Source organism: Bradyrhizobium sp. SZCCHNRI2009 (assembly GCF_032485115.1).
Taxonomy (GTDB): Bacteria; Pseudomonadota; Alphaproteobacteria; order Rhizobiales; family Xanthobacteraceae; genus Bradyrhizobium.
Map to the genome: position 1 here is coordinate 695,587 of NZ_JAUEUH010000003.1, position 13,534 is coordinate 709,120.

Consider the following 13,534-nt stretch of genomic DNA (forward strand, 5'->3'; position numbering starts at 1 on the left):
GATTACCGGCGCCGTCAACACCATCCGGTGAATGCCCGTTTGCGGCCTGATTCGCGTCCTATTATATGAATCGTCACGATCACGCCGCGCGACGGGTGCGCATGTCAAAGCTGAAGTCCATCCTCAAGCTGTTGAACGAGCCCGGCCCGCTGGTCGTGCTGGCGGTCGTCATCGCCATGCTCGTCGGCATCGCCGGTCCCGCCTCGGCCCAGTTCTTCAACTTCAACCCGTTCGCTTCGCCCCGCCCGGCACCGCGCGGCGGTGGAGGTGGCGGAGGTTGGTTCGGCGGCGAATTCTTCGCTCCGTTCCCGCAGCAACAGCCGAAGAGGGTGATCCAAGACTATTCCAAGGCGCCGCCGCCGGAGAAGCGTGATGGCGCGCCGGACCGCTACGTGCTGGTGCTCGGCGACGCCATGGCCGACTGGCTCGCCTATGGCCTGGAAGAGGCCTATGCCGAGCAGCCCGACATGGGCGTGACCCGCAGGATCCGGACCACGTCGGGCCTCATCAAGTATCAGCCCAGGGGCGAGCCGGCCGACTGGGCCGCCGCCGCCAAGGGTATCCTGGCGACCGAACGCGCCGACGCCATCGTCATCATGCTCGGCCTCAACGACCGCATCTCGCTGCGCGAGCCCGCGATCGAGAAGACCGACGACAAGAAGGGCGACAAGGCCAAGAAGGATGCCAAGGCCAAGCCTGGTGAGACAAAGCCTGGTGAGACAAAGCCCGGTGAGGCCAAGCCGGGCGAAGCCAAGCCGGATGGCAAGGCCGACACGGCGGCCAAGCCCGACGACAAGGCTGCCGATACCGATCTGCCGCAGGACGAGGCCGACAACGACACGCCTGCGGTCGCGGCACCGGAGAAGGCCGCCCGCTCGCCGGGCGGCCTCTACGAGTTCCGGGACGAGCGCTGGGTCGAGCTGTATACGAAGAAGATCGAGGAGATGATCGCGATCGCCAAGAGCAAGGGCGTGCCCGTGCTCTGGGTCGGCCTGCCCGCGGTTCGCGGTCCCAAGGGGACGGCGGACACGCTGTTCCTCGACTCGCTGTATCGCGATGCCGCCGGCAAGGCCGGCATCACCTATGTCGATGTCTGGGACGGCTTCGTCGACGAGGCCGGCCGCTTCCTGCAGAAAGGTCCGGACTTCGAGGGCCAGATCCGCCAGCTGCGCTCCTATGACGGCGTCTATTTCACCAAGCCGGGCGCGCGCAAGCTCGCCCATTATGCCGAGCGTGAGATCAACCGGCTGCTCGCGGCCCGTTCCGCGCCGCTCGAGCTGCCGAACGAGCCGGCCACGCCGGACGCCAATGCCGTACCGGGCCAGCCGGCGCCGCGGCCAGTCGCCGGCCCGATCCTGCCGCTGGTGGCGTCATCCGTCGGCACCGATCAGTTGCTGGGCGGCCCCGGCTCCCGACCTGCGGCGATCGACGCGCTGGCGGCCCGAACCCTGGTCAAGGGCGAGGCGCTGAGCCCGCCGGCCGGCCGCGCCGACGATTTCGTCTGGCCTCGCCGCGAGGTCGGCCGTGAGCAGGCCAAGGAGCCGCCGAAGGAGCCGACCCGGCCCGAAGCGCCGATGGCAGCGACTTCGCCGGCGGAAGCGACGCCGGCAGCACCTGGGCCGGTGTCGCCGCAGCCGCGGCAAAGGCGGCTGACCACGCCGGGGGCGCCCACCCAGCAGCCGCCAGCCCAAACGCCGCAGCCGAATCAGGGCGTTCGTGAGTTTTTCGGCTTCGGCGCGCCTCAGCAGCAACAGCAGCCGGCGCGGCCGCCCGCCGCGCGCAATCCGAACGCGCCGCCGCGGCCGCCAGGATTGGTCGGCCGCTCGGCAGCATCGCTGGAGACCCAGGGCCGCTGATCGTGACCACATTTCGGCGCTGAGGGCGATCGACGCGGATCATTCCGGACCAAGGTGCCAATGACAAATCGGCCCGCATTCGAGAGCGAATGCGGGCTGATTGTCATCTGATCGTCAGCGGGTCTTTGCAGGCTCAGTAGCGCCAGCGCTGCGGCGGCTGCGGCCGGCTCGGCGAGCGCATCAGCATCGCCAGCAGGAAGCCGATGCCGCCGGCGACCAGCAGCGCGCCCATCGGATTGTCCTGAACCCGCTTGGTCAGCGCCTGCGTGCCGTCACGCAGCGTCTCGGAGCCGTTGCCGAACGTATCCTTGGCGAAATCCATCGCCGCATCGCCGGCCTCGCGCGCCGCGTCCTTGGCCTGGCCATACATGTTCTGCACGACGCCCGAGGCCTCGCGCGCACGCCCCGACGCCTGCGTGCTCTTGTCGCCCAACATCTCGCCGACGCCGCCTTCGATCTTGCCTGCGACATCCTTGGCCGTACCGGTCAGCCGATCCTGATCCATTGCCGCTCTCCTTCTCTGCATTGTGCGGGATTGCTGGCCTGCTAACCGGCCAGCACGGCGCAGGTTCCGGACGACTACAAAATCAGGCCGCCGTCGACGACGAGGGTCTGGCCGATGATGTAGGACGACAGCGGCGAGGCCAGGAACAGCGCCGCACCGGCCATGTCCTGCGGCGTCCCCAGCCGCCGCAGCGGAATGCGCTGCAGCGCGCCCTCGAGGCGCTTCGGATTGGCGGTCGTCACCTTGGTCATCTTGGTGTCGACGAGCCCGGGCGCGATCCCGTTGACGCGGATGCCGTCTTCCGCCCACGCCTCGGCCAGGGTTCGCGTCAATCCCATCGCGCCGGTTTTCGAGGCGTTGTAGGCCGGATTGCCCATGGTCGAATGATAGGCCGCGGTCGACGAGACGATGATGAGCGCGCCCCTGGCATCGCGCAGCAGGCCGTGAAATTTCGTCGCACAGGCCATCAGGCTGATGAGGTTGACCTCGACCACCTTGCGAAAGCCCTCCATGGCGAATTCGCCGCGCCGGTACAATACCGCGCCCTGCGCCAGCACCAGCACATCGAGCCGATCGAGCCGCGGCGCGAAGCTCTCGATCGCGCCGGGATCGCTCACATCGAGCTGATGGTAGTTCACCCCTGCGAGATCGGAGCCCTCACCTTCGGCATAATCGGCGGCGCTCGCCCGCGTGCCGCTGACGTCGACGCGCGCGCCCTGCGCGCAAAACGCCTGCGCGATGCCGTTGCCGATGCCGCTCGATCCGCCGATCACCAGCACCGAGCGTCCCGTGAAATCGAGCGCGTTCATCTCCCCACTCCTTCTCTTGTTGTTTGTCGGATGGTGTGGGGATCGGCGCAGGCCCTGTCAACGGCATCGCGGGCTGTGGCGACCCCGGCATCGGCGCCTTCGCATCAATGCTGCTGCGCAGCTACTTCATCGGTGTCAGCCGCAGCAGGCGGCCGGGCGAGTCGTCCTCGATGACCCAGACGGCGCCGTCCGGCGCCACGGCGACGTCGCGGATGCGCTCGCCCATGTCCCAGCGCTCGGCCTCGTCAGGCTGACCATCGGTCCGGAAGGCAACGCGGACCAGCGCGTGCACCCGCAAGCCTCCGATCAGCGCCGATCCCTTCCATTGCGGAAACATCGGACCATCATAGAAGACCAGGCCGGCCGGCGCGATCACAGGATCCCAATAGAGCGGCGGCGGCGCGAGGTCGGGCCGCGTCGCATGCCGCGGGATCGGCGTGCCGTTGTAATTGTCGCCGTTCGACACCAGCGGCCAGCCGTAGTTCTTGCCCGGCTCGATCAGGTTCAGTTCGTCGCCGCCGCGTGGTCCCATCTCGTGCAGCCAGAGCTTGCCATCTGATGCGAAGGCGAGCCCGTAGGGATTGCGGTGGCCGGTGGTCCACGTCTGGGCCGGCACGCCCTTGTCCTCGGCCATGGGATTGTCCGACGGAGTCGCGCCGTCGAGATCGAGCCTGAGCACCTTGCCGCGCGCCTGACGTGGATCCTGGGCGCTGTTCGGCTGCATGCGGTCGCCGACCGTCAGGAACAGATGCGTTCCCGACGGATCGAACGCGATGATGCCGCCGGGCTGCCCGCCGCCGCCGGCGGGCGTCTGGCGCCAGATGACGGTGGGGTCGGTCAGCGTGGCGTTGTCATTCGAAACCGACAACACGGCACGGGTCAGGACGAGCCGGCTGCCTTCGCTGCTCGGCTCGGTGTAGGTGAGATAGATCTGCGACGTCGTCGCGAAGCTCGGCGACACCGCAATGTCCAGGAGGCCGTTCTGTCCGCGCGCCGCGACGGCAGGCACGTTGCCGATCTGGATCTTCTGCCCACCTTGCGTGACGAGAAAGATCCGGCCTGGCTTCTCCGTGACCAGCATCCGCCCATCCGGCAGGAAGGCGATGGCCCAGGGCGTATCGAACTCGGCAACGCTCCGCGCCTCGAACGGGCGCACGGCGCTTGCCTTGCGATCGCCGGCATTGATGCTCTCGGCTCGCGCGGCCGTGGTCGCAACGAGTCCCATCACCAATGCCAGGCGCAGGAAGGTCGTGGAGAGCACCATGATCACTCCGGTTTGTTGATCCGTGTCGTCGGCAACGAGAATTCGGCCATGCCGGATCGGTGCCTACCGAATGCGTCCGATCAGTGATAATCCCGACGGCGAGCATGCGATCCGCATTTTTCCGTGAGCCGCAAATATGCACCAGCACAGGCAACTCAGCCGCTCGGTCAAGGGATTGACCGTCCTGATCACCGGCGCCGCGTCGGGGATGGGGCGCGCGACCGCGCGCGTGTTCGCCGATGAAGGCGCCAGGGTCGCAGTCACCGATGTCGATGAGGACGCGGCCCGCGCGGTGGCGGCAGACATCGAGGCCAGCGGCGGAACGGCGCGCGCCTGGCGGCTCGACCTCGTCGACCGCAACGCCATCGCGGCCGTCGTCGGCGATGCTGCGACGCATTTCGGCGGGCTCGACGTCATCGTCAACAATGCCGGCATCTCGGTGCATGTCGCGATCGACGACGAAGCCTACGACGAGGCCTGGGCAAGAGGGCTTGCCATCATGCTGACGGCGCAGCAGCGCGTCATCCGTGCCGCGCTGCCGCATCTGCGCCGCTCGAACAGCCCGCGCATCGTCAACATCGCTTCGACCGAGGCGCTCGGCGCAACCGCGCGGCACAGCGCCTATTCGGCTGCAAAGGCCGGGGTGACCGGATTGACGCGCTCGCTCGCGGTCGAGCTCGGCCGCGATCGCATCACCGTCAACTGCATCTGTCCGGGCCCGATCACCACGGCGATGACCGCGCGCATTCCAGATGAGCAGAAGGCGGTCTATGCACGGCGCCGCACCGCGCTTGGCCGCTACGGCGATCCCGAAGAAGTCGCGCACATGACCTTGAGCCTGTGCCTGCCGGCCGCGTCGTTCCTCACCGGAGCGGTGATCCCGGTGGACGGCGGGCTGATGGCCCGCAATGCATGACGTCTGACGCGTCGGCATGACAGCCGTGCGGTCGGCGATCCGCGCCTTGCGTTGACTTCGCGCATCGCCGGCGTAGCCTCTTCTATCAGAAGAAGCGGACAGGAGTCCGCCCTGATGAGGACACCATGGCGATCGCCATCCGGCAGCTGCATCGGCATTTCGTCGGCGAAGTATCCGGTGTCGATCTGCGAAAGCCTCTCGCTCGGGACGAGGTCGCGCAGTTGCAGGCCGCGATCGATCACTACGCCGTTCTCGTATTTCACAATCAGGACGTCACCGACGAGCAGCAGCTCGCCTTCGCGCTCAGCTTCGGCGACCGCGAGCAGGCGCGCGGCGGCACCGTCACCAAGAAGGAGGATTACCGCCTCACCACCGGCCTCAACGACGTCTCCAATCTCGGCAAGGATGGCAAGCCGCTGCCATCAGACCATCGCACGCATCTGTTCAATCTCGGCAACTGCCTGTGGCACTCCGACAGCTCGTTCCGGCCGATCCCGGCGAAATACTCGATCCTCTCGGCGCGGATCGTGAACCCGAAGGGCGGCAACACCGAATTCGCCGACATGCGCGCCGCCTACGACGCGCTCGACCAGGAGACCAAGGCCGAGATCGAGGATCTCGTCTGCGAACATTCGCTGATGTATTCGCGCGGCGCGCTCGGCTTCCTCGACTACACGGACGAGGAGAAGGAGATGTTCAAGCCGGTCAGGCAGCGGCTGGTCCGGACTCATCCTGCCCATGGCCGCAAGTCGCTCTATCTGTCATCGCATGCCGGCGCCATCATCGGCATGAGCATGCCGGAAGGCCGGCTGCTGCTGCGCGACCTCACCGAGCATGCCACGCGGCCCGAGTTCGTCTACGTCCACAAATGGACGCTGCACGACCTGATCATGTGGGACAACAGGCAGACCATGCATCGCGTGCGCCGCTACGATCAGTCGCAACCGCGCGACATGCGCCGGGCCACGGTGGCCGGCACCGAACCGACGGTGGCGCAGCAGGCGGCGGAGTAGTTCGGCCTTCAGCAGAGATGCGCGGCCTCATCCCTCTCCATGTCGTCATTGCGAGGAGCGAAGCGCAGAGGCAATCCAGACTGCATCCGCGGTGGACATTCTGGATTGCTTCCGCCTACGCTCTCCAAGCTTCGGCGGACAAGTCGCTGCGCTCGCAATGACGGCGGAGAGGCAGAGCGCCCCATTGAGCCTTCTCTGATCCCAGCGAGCGCGGGGGCTCCAACCGGACAATAAGGCCTATGCGTGCCCGGCGGCGTTGGACAGCATGCCGGGATCGATGCCGATCTTGCGCAGCGCAAGATCGTATTTGGCGTCGACATTGTCGCCGAAGATCAGCTCCGGATCGGCGTCGCAATGCAGCCAGCCATTGTCCTGGATCTCTTCCTCCAACTGGCCGGCGCGCCAGCCGGCATAGCCGAGGGCGAGGATGGCGTGCTTCGGACCGTCGCCCTTGGCGATCGCCTTGAGGATGTCGATCGTCGTCGTCAGGCAGACGCCGTCGTTGATCTTCAAGGTCGCGTTGGCGATGAAGTAGTCGCTCGAATGCAGCACGAAGCCGCGCCCGGTATCGACCGGGCCGCCGCTCAGCACCTTCATCGTCTCGGCGCTGTCGGGCAGGCTGATCTGATCGCTCTTCTCGATGATATTCAGTTGCATCAGGAGCTGAGGGAAGTCGATGCTGCCCGCCGGCCGGTTCACCATGATACCCATGGCGCCCTCGGCCGAATGCGCGCAGAGATAGATCACCGAGCGCTCGAAACGGGAATCGCCCATCACGGGCATCGCAACCAGCAGCTGACCGTCGAGGTAACCACCGTGAGAGGTGTGATCCCCGATCCCTGTCACTTTGCGGCGAATGTCGCCCAGCCTTTTTGCCTCAGGATTCATCCGCAAGGACTCTCATGATCATCGATATCCTGATATTGGGATGCGCATCTGTCAATCAAGGTTCAGGTCCTCGCGAGGAAATCTGCTCACAAGCATTTCAATGGTTTGCGCCCGAACCGCACTCTAAAGACGTCTCATGTCCGCCTTGGTTCCTCACCACTCTGCCACACTGCTCGTCGCGACCGTCGTATCATCCTGCCTTGCGTTCGGCGCGCAGGCGCAGGATTCCTCGCCCTGGCAGCGCGACAGCCACTCCGCGGTGCGCCTGCTCGCGGGCTCGCGCAGCGGTCCGGTCATGCTGGGCGGCATCGCCTTCGCGCTGCAGCCGGGATGGAAGACCTATTGGCGAACGCCCGGCGATTCAGGCGTGCCGCCGCGGTTCGACTTTTCCAAGTCGGAGAACGTCGAAGCGGTGACGGTTCTGTGGCCCGCGCCGACAAAGTTCGACGACGGCGCCGGCGGACACTCGCTCGGCTATCATGATCAGGTCGTGCTGCCGCTGCGCATCGTCGCCAAGAACCCCGACAAGCCGATGACCCTGCGCGCCGACGTCAGCTACGCGGTCTGCGAGAAGATCTGCATTCCCGTCGAGGCAAAGGCCGAGCTCGCCTTCACCAGCGTCGCCAGCACCGAGGATACGGCGCTCTCGGCGGCCCTCGACACGGTGCCGAAGCCGGCCACTGTCGGCGACGCCATTCCCTTGACGATCCGCGACGTCAAGCGCGACGGCCCGAAGGACGTCGTCGTCGACGTCGCCGTCGCCGATCCGCGCGGTGTCCAGCTCTATGTCGAGGGGCCGACGCCTGACTGGGCACTGCCGATCCCGACCGTGCGCGACAGCGGCATGCCGGGCATCAAGCGCTTCGCCTTCGAGCTCGACGGCGTTCCGCCGGGCGTGAAGCCGGACGGCGCGGCCCTGAAATTCACGCTGGTCGGCCCCGACAAGTCTTACGAGTTCAACTTCACTCTGCCGTGACGGCTGTAGCGCCGCGCGACCGGCGCGGCGCCGGCCCAACTCAATCTTAACGTTGCGTTGATAGGGAAGCACCATCGCCGCCATCCGCGCGGCCGTGGAGCCGGACCCCGCCGTGGCCGTGATGGATGCCCGCAACGCCCCCGCATCGACCGGCCTCGCGGCCCGCCTGAAGGCGCGCCTGGCCGCGCTCGGCGGCAGCGGCGAGGCATCGCTGACGCGCCGCCTGGCCGGCACCATCTTCCTGATCCGCGTGCTCAGCGCGGGCCTCGCCTATCTCAGCCAGATCCTGCTCGCGCGCTGGATGGGTGGCTCGGACTACGGCACCTATGTCTATGTCTGGACCTGGGTGCTGCTGCTCGGCAGCATGCTGGATGTCGGCATCGCCTCCTCGGCGCAGAAGATCATTCCGGACTACCGCACCGCGGGCCAGCAGGCGCTGCTGCGCGGCTTCCTCTCCGGCGGACGCTGGCTGACGCTGGCGACGTCCACCGCTGCGGCGCTGCTGCTCGCCGGCCTGATCGCGCTGCTGTCGCCCTGGATCGACGCCGGCGAGCGCATGCCGCTCTACATCGGCTGCCTCACCTTGCCAGCCTTCGTCGTCGCCAACACCCAGGACGGCATCGCCCGCTCGCACGACTGGATGACGCTCGGCCTGATGCCGCAATTCATCATCCGCCAGACGCTGATCATCGGCTTCACGGCCGGCGCCTTCGTGCTCGATCTCGATCTCGGCGCCACCGCTGCGATGGCCGCGAGCGCGGCAGCGGTGTGGCTTGCGATGCTCGGCCAGATGCTGGTGCTGAACAACCGGCTCCGCCGCCACGTCGAGCCAGGTCCCAAACAATATGATCTCCGCGGCTGGCTCGCGATCTCGCTGCCGATCCTCTTGGTCGAGAGCTTCTATCTGCTGCTGTCCTACACCGACGTGCTGGTGCTGCAGCAATTCCGCTCTTCCGAGGAGGTCGGCATCTATTTCGCGGTGGTGAAGACGCTCGCGCTGGTGTCGTTCATCCACTACGCGATGTCGGCGACGACGGCGCATCGCTTCGCCGAATACCACGCGCTCGGCGACAAGGCGCGGCTGTCGGCCTATGTCGCGCATGCGATCAAGTGGACGTTCTGGCCGTCGCTCGCGGCGACGCTGGTGCTGCTCGCGCTCGGCAAGCCGCTGCTGTTTCTGTTCGGCGCACAGTTCACCGCCGGCTACGACATCATGTTCATCGCCGCAATCGGGCTCGTCGTACGCGCCGCGATCGGACCGGTGGAGCGGCTGCTCAACATGCTGGGCCAGCAGCGCGCCTGCGCCATGGCCTATGCGGCGGCCTTCGTCATGAACCTCGTGCTCTGCATCCTGCTGGTGCCGCAGTTCGGCGGCCACGGCGCCGCGGCGGCGACCTCGCTGTCGCTGGCCTTCGAGACCGTGCTGCTGTTCCGGATCGTCAAGCAGCGGCTCGGGCTGCATGTCCTCGCCTTCGGCAAGGCATCTTGAGGAAACCATATTGACGCATCTGTTGCGTCATCTTGGCCTCGCCTTGGCGGAACTGCGAGCGTCGCGCCGCCACGCCTCGTCTCGCCCGGCGATCACGCAAGTGTTGGGTGCAACGCCTTGATATTGGCGCGATCCTCCGGGCACATGATTTGAATGCGCGCTGGGGGAGAATGAGATGTCGAGACTGGGGGTCGCACTATCGCTGGCCGGAACCGTGATGCTGGCCGGCTGCATGGAAGCGACGCTGTCGCCGACGTCAGACGCGGCGTTGACGCCCCGCGACCGTCAGTTGCTGGCGCACGCGCCCTATGCCGAGGCGCAGATCCCGCAACAGTTCCAGCGCCACATGGTCGACTACACCCGGCAGGAACAGCCGGGCACGATCGTCGTCGATACCGATGCGCGCTTCCTGTACTACGTGCTGCCCGACCGCAAGGCGATCCGCTACGGCGTCGCCGTCGGCGAAGAGGCGATGGCCTTCTCCGGCGTCGCCACCGTCGGCAAGCTCGCGGAATGGCCGGACTGGGTTCCCACCGCCGACATCCAGGCGCGCCTCGGGCCGTATCCGAAGCGCGTCGCCGGCGGCCCGGCGAATCCGCTCGGCGCCCGCGCCATCTATCTGTACGAGGGCAACAAGGACACCCTGTACCGCATCCACGGCACCAACCAGCCCGAATATATCGGCCAGGCGATCTCGTCGGGCTGCATCCGCATGACCAATACCGACGTCGCCGACCTCTACAACCACGTCCAGCTCGGATCGACCGTGGTCGTGCTGCCGCCGGGCCAGAGCGTCGCGTCCACCACCGCGAACGTATTCGCCCGCCGCAGCTGATATCGCGACGTTCTGCGACGCGCGCGGGTTACGGCGCGGGGTCGACGCTCAGGTACTCCGGAGGCACGTGGTCGGTCAGCCAGACGCCGTTGTCCGCAACGAAGAACTTCAAGCGATCCCGATGCATCGCTGCGGCATCGACGCGCAGCACGATGGGCTCGCCGTGCCGGCGCCCGACATTGACGGCCGTCGCCTCATCCAAAGACAGATGCACCTGCTGGCGTGACTGCGGCCTCAAGCCTTCTGCCATGATCGCTTCGACGAAGCGCGTCGCCGTTCCGTGATACAGCACGGCGGGCGGCTCGCGCGGGGTCAAGCCGAGTTCCACCGCCACCGAATGTCCCTGCGCCGCCCGAATGCGCTGCCCGTCCTGCGAGACCGTGAAGCGCTTCTTGTCGCTGGTCGCGACCACCTGCTCCAGATCGGCCCGGCTGAGGACGGTCCCCGCCGCCGCCGCGCGCGCGATCAGATCATCGATGATCGCCCAGCCCTGCCCATCCAGCACCAAGCCGATTGTATCTGGCTGGTGGCGCAGCACGAGACTGAGGAACTTGCTCAAGCGGACCGGATCGAAGGCCATCGTCTGCATCCTAGCCGTAGCGCAGCTTCAGGCCGAGGATCGCGGCCACCAGGCCGAGCGTGATCGCGTTGGCGACGACCAGCGGCAGGTCGCTGATCAGCGCGCCGTAGAGCAGCCACATCGAGTTGCCGGTGGTCTGCAGCACGAACATGCCCATCGAGATGTCATGGGTCGAGCGCGACCGCCAGGCCTTGATGACCTGCGGCAGGAACGAGCTCGTGGTGCAGATGGCGGCGCCGAGGCCGATGATCGTGGTCAGCAAGGTCGAGGGTCCGTGCGCTGGTCGTGGAAACGCACGCTTGTAGAATGGACCGCGCCGAAGCGAAACCCGCCCCGGCGCGAAACTGGTGCCTTGTTCAGCGCTCCCTGCGATCGTTACGCCGCCGTCCAACCGCCGTCGATCGAGAGGTTGGCGCCGGTGATCTGCGCCGCATCGTCGCCGCACAGGAACAGCGCCAGCGCCGCGACCTGCTCGGAGGTCACGAACTCCTTGGTCGGCTGCGCCGCGAGCAGCACGTCGTTGATGACCTGTTCCTTGGTGAGGTTGCGCGCCTTCATGGTGTCCGGAATCTGCTTCTCCACCAGCGGCGTCCACACATAGCCCGGCGAGATGCAGTTGCAGGTGATCTTGAAGGTCGCGAGCTCGAGCGCCACGGTCTTGGTGAGGCCGGCGATGCCGTGCTTGGCCGAGACATAGGCCGACTTGAACGGCGAGGCGACCAGCGAATGCGCGGACGCCGTGTTGATGATGCGGCCCCAGCCGCGCTTCTTCATGCCGGGAACGGCGGCACGGATGCCGTAGAACGCGGACGACAGGTTGATCGCGATGATCTGCTCCCACTTCTCCGGCGGGAAGTCTTCGACCGGCGAGACGAACTGGATGCCGGCATTGTTGACGAGGATGTCGACCGAGCCGAACGTGGTCTCGCCGAGCGCGATCATGCCGGCGATCTCGGCCGGCTTGCTCATGTCGGCCGGCGAGTGCACGGCCTTGACCTTGAAGTCGCTCTCGATCGCCGCACGCTCCTTCTCGATGTCGGCTGGCGCGCCGAAACCGTTGAGCACGATGTTCGCGCCGGCGGACGCGAAGGCGCGCGCATAGGCCAGCCCGATGCCGCTGGTCGAGCCGGTTACGACCGCGGTCTTGCCCTTCAGATTCGTCGTCATTGCTTCACTCCTTCTTGGCGGCAGCGAGACTGCCGTCCTGCGTGAGATCGTAGGTGACCATGGTCTCGCCGGACTGCGGCCGCTCCAGCCAGTCCTTGTGGCGCATCGACTGGTGGACATCGCGCACGCCCGCTTCCCAATGCTCGACCATCGCGACATGGGAAAAATCGTAGTCCTTGGAGGACGTCTCGTAGTTCTTGCTGCGATAGATCAGGTGCACCACCGTGACGGTGTTTTCCTGCGCCGCCTTGCACAGGATCTCGAGCGAGGGATCGTTGCGCAGCTCGTCGGGCAGCTTGGCATAGAGCTCGCGCAGCGCCTTGCGCGTGTTGTGGATCATGCGGTTCTTGTCGGTGTTCATCCGCGTCCGGCTGGAATAGCGGATGTCCTTCTCGCGCTCGGCGGCCTCCAGCAGCGTCCGCGGCAGATCGCCGCGCGCGGAGAACAGATCGACCTGGAAGATCAGCAGATCACGATCGGTCTCGGTATCGAGCACGTAGTCCAGCGGCGTGTTGGAGGCGATGCCGCCGTCCCAATAGTGCTCGCCGTCGATCTCGACCGGCGGGAAGCCGGGCGGCAGCGCGCCCGACGCCATGATGTGCTCGGGCCCGATCCGCTTGCCCTGCTTCCTGAATTCGACATTGTCGAAATAGGTGAAGTTGCCGGTGGTGACGCCGACGGCTCCGACGGAGAGCCGCGTCTTCAGATCGTTGATGCGGTCGAAATCGACCAGCCGTTCCAGGGTCCGCTTGAGCGGCGCGGTGTCGTAATAGCTGACCGATTGCAGCGTGCCTGACGGCCACAGCGGCGCCGGTGGGAAGCGCGGCGTGAAGAAGCCGGGCACGCCGAACGCCGCGATCAGCCCGGCGCTGACTTCGTTGAAGGCCGAGCGGTGATGATCGCCATTGAGCAGCGGCTTCCACGGCACCGGCGACGATACCATCTCCCAAAATTCCTTGAGACGGCCAATGCGTTTCTCCCGGTCGTTGCCGGCGATGATCGCGGCATTGATGGCGCCGATCGAGATACCGGCGACCCATTCCGGTTCGAAATCGAAATGGCACAGTGCCTGATAGGCGCCGGCCTGATAGGAGCCGAGCGCGCCGCCGCCCTGCAGGACGAGCACGCGTTGCGATTCGGCGGGGGTTGCAGGCAGCGGGGGAAATGGATGTTGCGTCATTACCGCGGTCATTAGCAAAGCAAGGCGCCACCGTGGCGTCACTTCGCGGTGACGTC

At 66.5% G+C, this 13,534-nt stretch carries 14 protein-coding genes; 6 read left to right on the plus strand and 8 right to left on the minus strand.

Annotated features, from left to right (window positions below; translation table 11 throughout):
* Positions 1–101 precede the first annotated feature (101 nt).
* A complete protein-coding gene (locus QX041_RS15005) occupies positions 102–1,856 on the plus strand; it encodes a DUF459 domain-containing protein (protein WP_315713876.1) in 1,755 nt (584 codons plus the stop codon).
* 133 nt (positions 1,857–1,989) lie between these two features.
* Here QX041_RS15005 and QX041_RS15010 read toward each other — a convergent pair whose 3' ends face one another.
* The 3 genes from QX041_RS15010 to QX041_RS15020 all read right to left on the minus strand — a co-directional run bounded on the left by QX041_RS15010 (position 1,990) and on the right by QX041_RS15020 (position 4,434).
* Positions 1,990–2,361 carry a CsbD family protein gene (locus tag QX041_RS15010; protein ID WP_315713875.1) on the minus strand — a complete coding sequence of 124 codons (372 nt, stop codon included), beginning with the start codon at positions 2,359–2,361 and terminating at the stop codon, positions 1,990–1,992.
* A gap of 74 nt (positions 2,362–2,435) precedes the next feature.
* Positions 2,436–3,170 carry an SDR family oxidoreductase gene (locus QX041_RS15015; RefSeq protein ID WP_316165787.1) on the minus strand — a complete coding sequence of 245 codons (735 nt, stop codon included), beginning with the start codon at positions 3,168–3,170 and terminating at the stop codon, positions 2,436–2,438.
* A gap of 121 nt (positions 3,171–3,291) precedes the next feature.
* A complete protein-coding gene (locus QX041_RS15020; RefSeq protein ID WP_315713873.1) occupies positions 3,292–4,434 on the minus strand; it encodes a PQQ-dependent sugar dehydrogenase in 1,143 nt (380 codons plus the stop codon).
* Positions 4,435–4,570: 136 nt separating this feature from the next.
* Here QX041_RS15020 and QX041_RS15025 point away from each other — a divergent pair, with 136 nt between their 5' ends.
* Positions 4,571–5,350, plus strand: a complete 780-nt coding sequence (locus QX041_RS15025; protein ID WP_315713872.1) for an SDR family NAD(P)-dependent oxidoreductase — start codon at positions 4,571–4,573, stop codon at positions 5,348–5,350.
* Positions 5,351–5,475: 125 nt separating this feature from the next.
* On the plus strand, positions 5,476–6,363 hold the full coding sequence (locus QX041_RS15030) for a TauD/TfdA family dioxygenase (protein WP_316165790.1): 888 nt from the start codon (positions 5,476–5,478) through the stop codon (positions 6,361–6,363).
* Between the two features lie 237 nt (positions 6,364–6,600).
* Here QX041_RS15030 and QX041_RS15035 read toward each other — a convergent pair whose 3' ends face one another.
* Positions 6,601–7,251: a YqgE/AlgH family protein gene (locus tag QX041_RS15035; RefSeq protein WP_315713870.1), complete on the minus strand. Its 651-nt coding sequence runs from the start codon at positions 7,249–7,251 to the stop codon at positions 6,601–6,603.
* Positions 7,252–7,387: 136 nt separating this feature from the next.
* Here QX041_RS15035 and QX041_RS15040 point away from each other — a divergent pair, with 136 nt between their 5' ends.
* The 3 genes from QX041_RS15040 to QX041_RS15050 all read left to right on the plus strand — a co-directional run bounded on the left by QX041_RS15040 (position 7,388) and on the right by QX041_RS15050 (position 10,551).
* Complete coding sequence (locus tag QX041_RS15040) at positions 7,388–8,227, plus strand: protein-disulfide reductase DsbD domain-containing protein (RefSeq protein ID WP_315713869.1); 840 nt, start codon at positions 7,388–7,390, stop codon at positions 8,225–8,227.
* 112 nt (positions 8,228–8,339) lie between these two features.
* The gene (locus QX041_RS15045; protein WP_316165791.1) at positions 8,340–9,716 is read left to right on the plus strand and encodes a lipopolysaccharide biosynthesis protein; all 1,377 of its coding nucleotides are present in this window, start codon (positions 8,340–8,342) and stop codon (positions 9,714–9,716) included.
* A 175-nt stretch (positions 9,717–9,891) separates the two neighbouring features.
* Positions 9,892–10,551, plus strand: coding sequence for a L,D-transpeptidase (locus QX041_RS15050; protein WP_315713867.1), 660 nt, complete (start codon positions 9,892–9,894; stop codon positions 10,549–10,551).
* A 28-nt stretch (positions 10,552–10,579) separates the two neighbouring features.
* Here the strand turns inward: QX041_RS15050 and QX041_RS15055 are convergent, their stop codons facing one another.
* From QX041_RS15055 to QX041_RS15070, 4 genes are all read right to left on the minus strand, one after another.
* On the minus strand, positions 10,580–11,131 hold the full coding sequence (locus tag QX041_RS15055) for an RNA 2'-phosphotransferase (RefSeq protein WP_315713866.1): 552 nt from the start codon (positions 11,129–11,131) through the stop codon (positions 10,580–10,582).
* Between the two features lie 10 nt (positions 11,132–11,141).
* Positions 11,142–11,393 carry a SemiSWEET transporter gene (locus QX041_RS15060; protein WP_315713865.1) on the minus strand — a complete coding sequence of 84 codons (252 nt, stop codon included), beginning with the start codon at positions 11,391–11,393 and terminating at the stop codon, positions 11,142–11,144.
* A gap of 113 nt (positions 11,394–11,506) precedes the next feature.
* A complete protein-coding gene (locus QX041_RS15065; protein ID WP_316165792.1) occupies positions 11,507–12,298 on the minus strand; it encodes a 3-hydroxybutyrate dehydrogenase in 792 nt (263 codons plus the stop codon).
* Between the two features lie 4 nt (positions 12,299–12,302).
* Positions 12,303–13,478, minus strand: a complete 1,176-nt coding sequence (locus QX041_RS15070; RefSeq protein ID WP_316159343.1) for a patatin-like phospholipase family protein — start codon at positions 13,476–13,478, stop codon at positions 12,303–12,305.
* Between the last annotated feature and the right edge of the window lie 56 nt (positions 13,479–13,534).

Excerpts from the sequence above, each read along its gene's own strand:
- QX041_RS15005 (WP_315713876.1), top strand. The coding sequence starts at position 102 with ATGTCAAAGCTGAAGTCCATCCTCAAGCTGTTGAACGAGCCCGGCCCG.
- QX041_RS15010 (WP_315713875.1), bottom strand. The coding sequence starts at position 2,361 with ATGGATCAGGATCGGCTGACCGGTACGGCCAAGGATGTCGCAGGCAAG.
- QX041_RS15015 (WP_316165787.1), bottom strand. The coding sequence starts at position 3,170 with ATGAACGCGCTCGATTTCACGGGACGCTCGGTGCTGGTGATCGGCGGA.
- QX041_RS15020 (WP_315713873.1), bottom strand. The coding sequence starts at position 4,434 with ATGGTGCTCTCCACGACCTTCCTGCGCCTGGCATTGGTGATGGGACTC.
- QX041_RS15025 (WP_315713872.1), top strand. The coding sequence starts at position 4,571 with ATGCACCAGCACAGGCAACTCAGCCGCTCGGTCAAGGGATTGACCGTC.
- QX041_RS15030 (WP_316165790.1), top strand. The coding sequence starts at position 5,476 with ATGGCGATCGCCATCCGGCAGCTGCATCGGCATTTCGTCGGCGAAGTA.
- QX041_RS15035 (WP_315713870.1), bottom strand. The coding sequence starts at position 7,251 with ATGAATCCTGAGGCAAAAAGGCTGGGCGACATTCGCCGCAAAGTGACA.
- QX041_RS15040 (WP_315713869.1), top strand. The coding sequence starts at position 7,388 with ATGTCCGCCTTGGTTCCTCACCACTCTGCCACACTGCTCGTCGCGACC.
- QX041_RS15050 (WP_315713867.1), top strand. The coding sequence starts at position 9,892 with ATGTCGAGACTGGGGGTCGCACTATCGCTGGCCGGAACCGTGATGCTG.
- QX041_RS15055 (WP_315713866.1), bottom strand. The coding sequence starts at position 11,131 with ATGGCCTTCGATCCGGTCCGCTTGAGCAAGTTCCTCAGTCTCGTGCTG.
- QX041_RS15065 (WP_316165792.1), bottom strand. The coding sequence starts at position 12,298 with ATGACGACGAATCTGAAGGGCAAGACCGCGGTCGTAACCGGCTCGACC.
- QX041_RS15070 (WP_316159343.1), bottom strand. The coding sequence starts at position 13,478 with ATGACGCAACATCCATTTCCCCCGCTGCCTGCAACCCCCGCCGAATCG.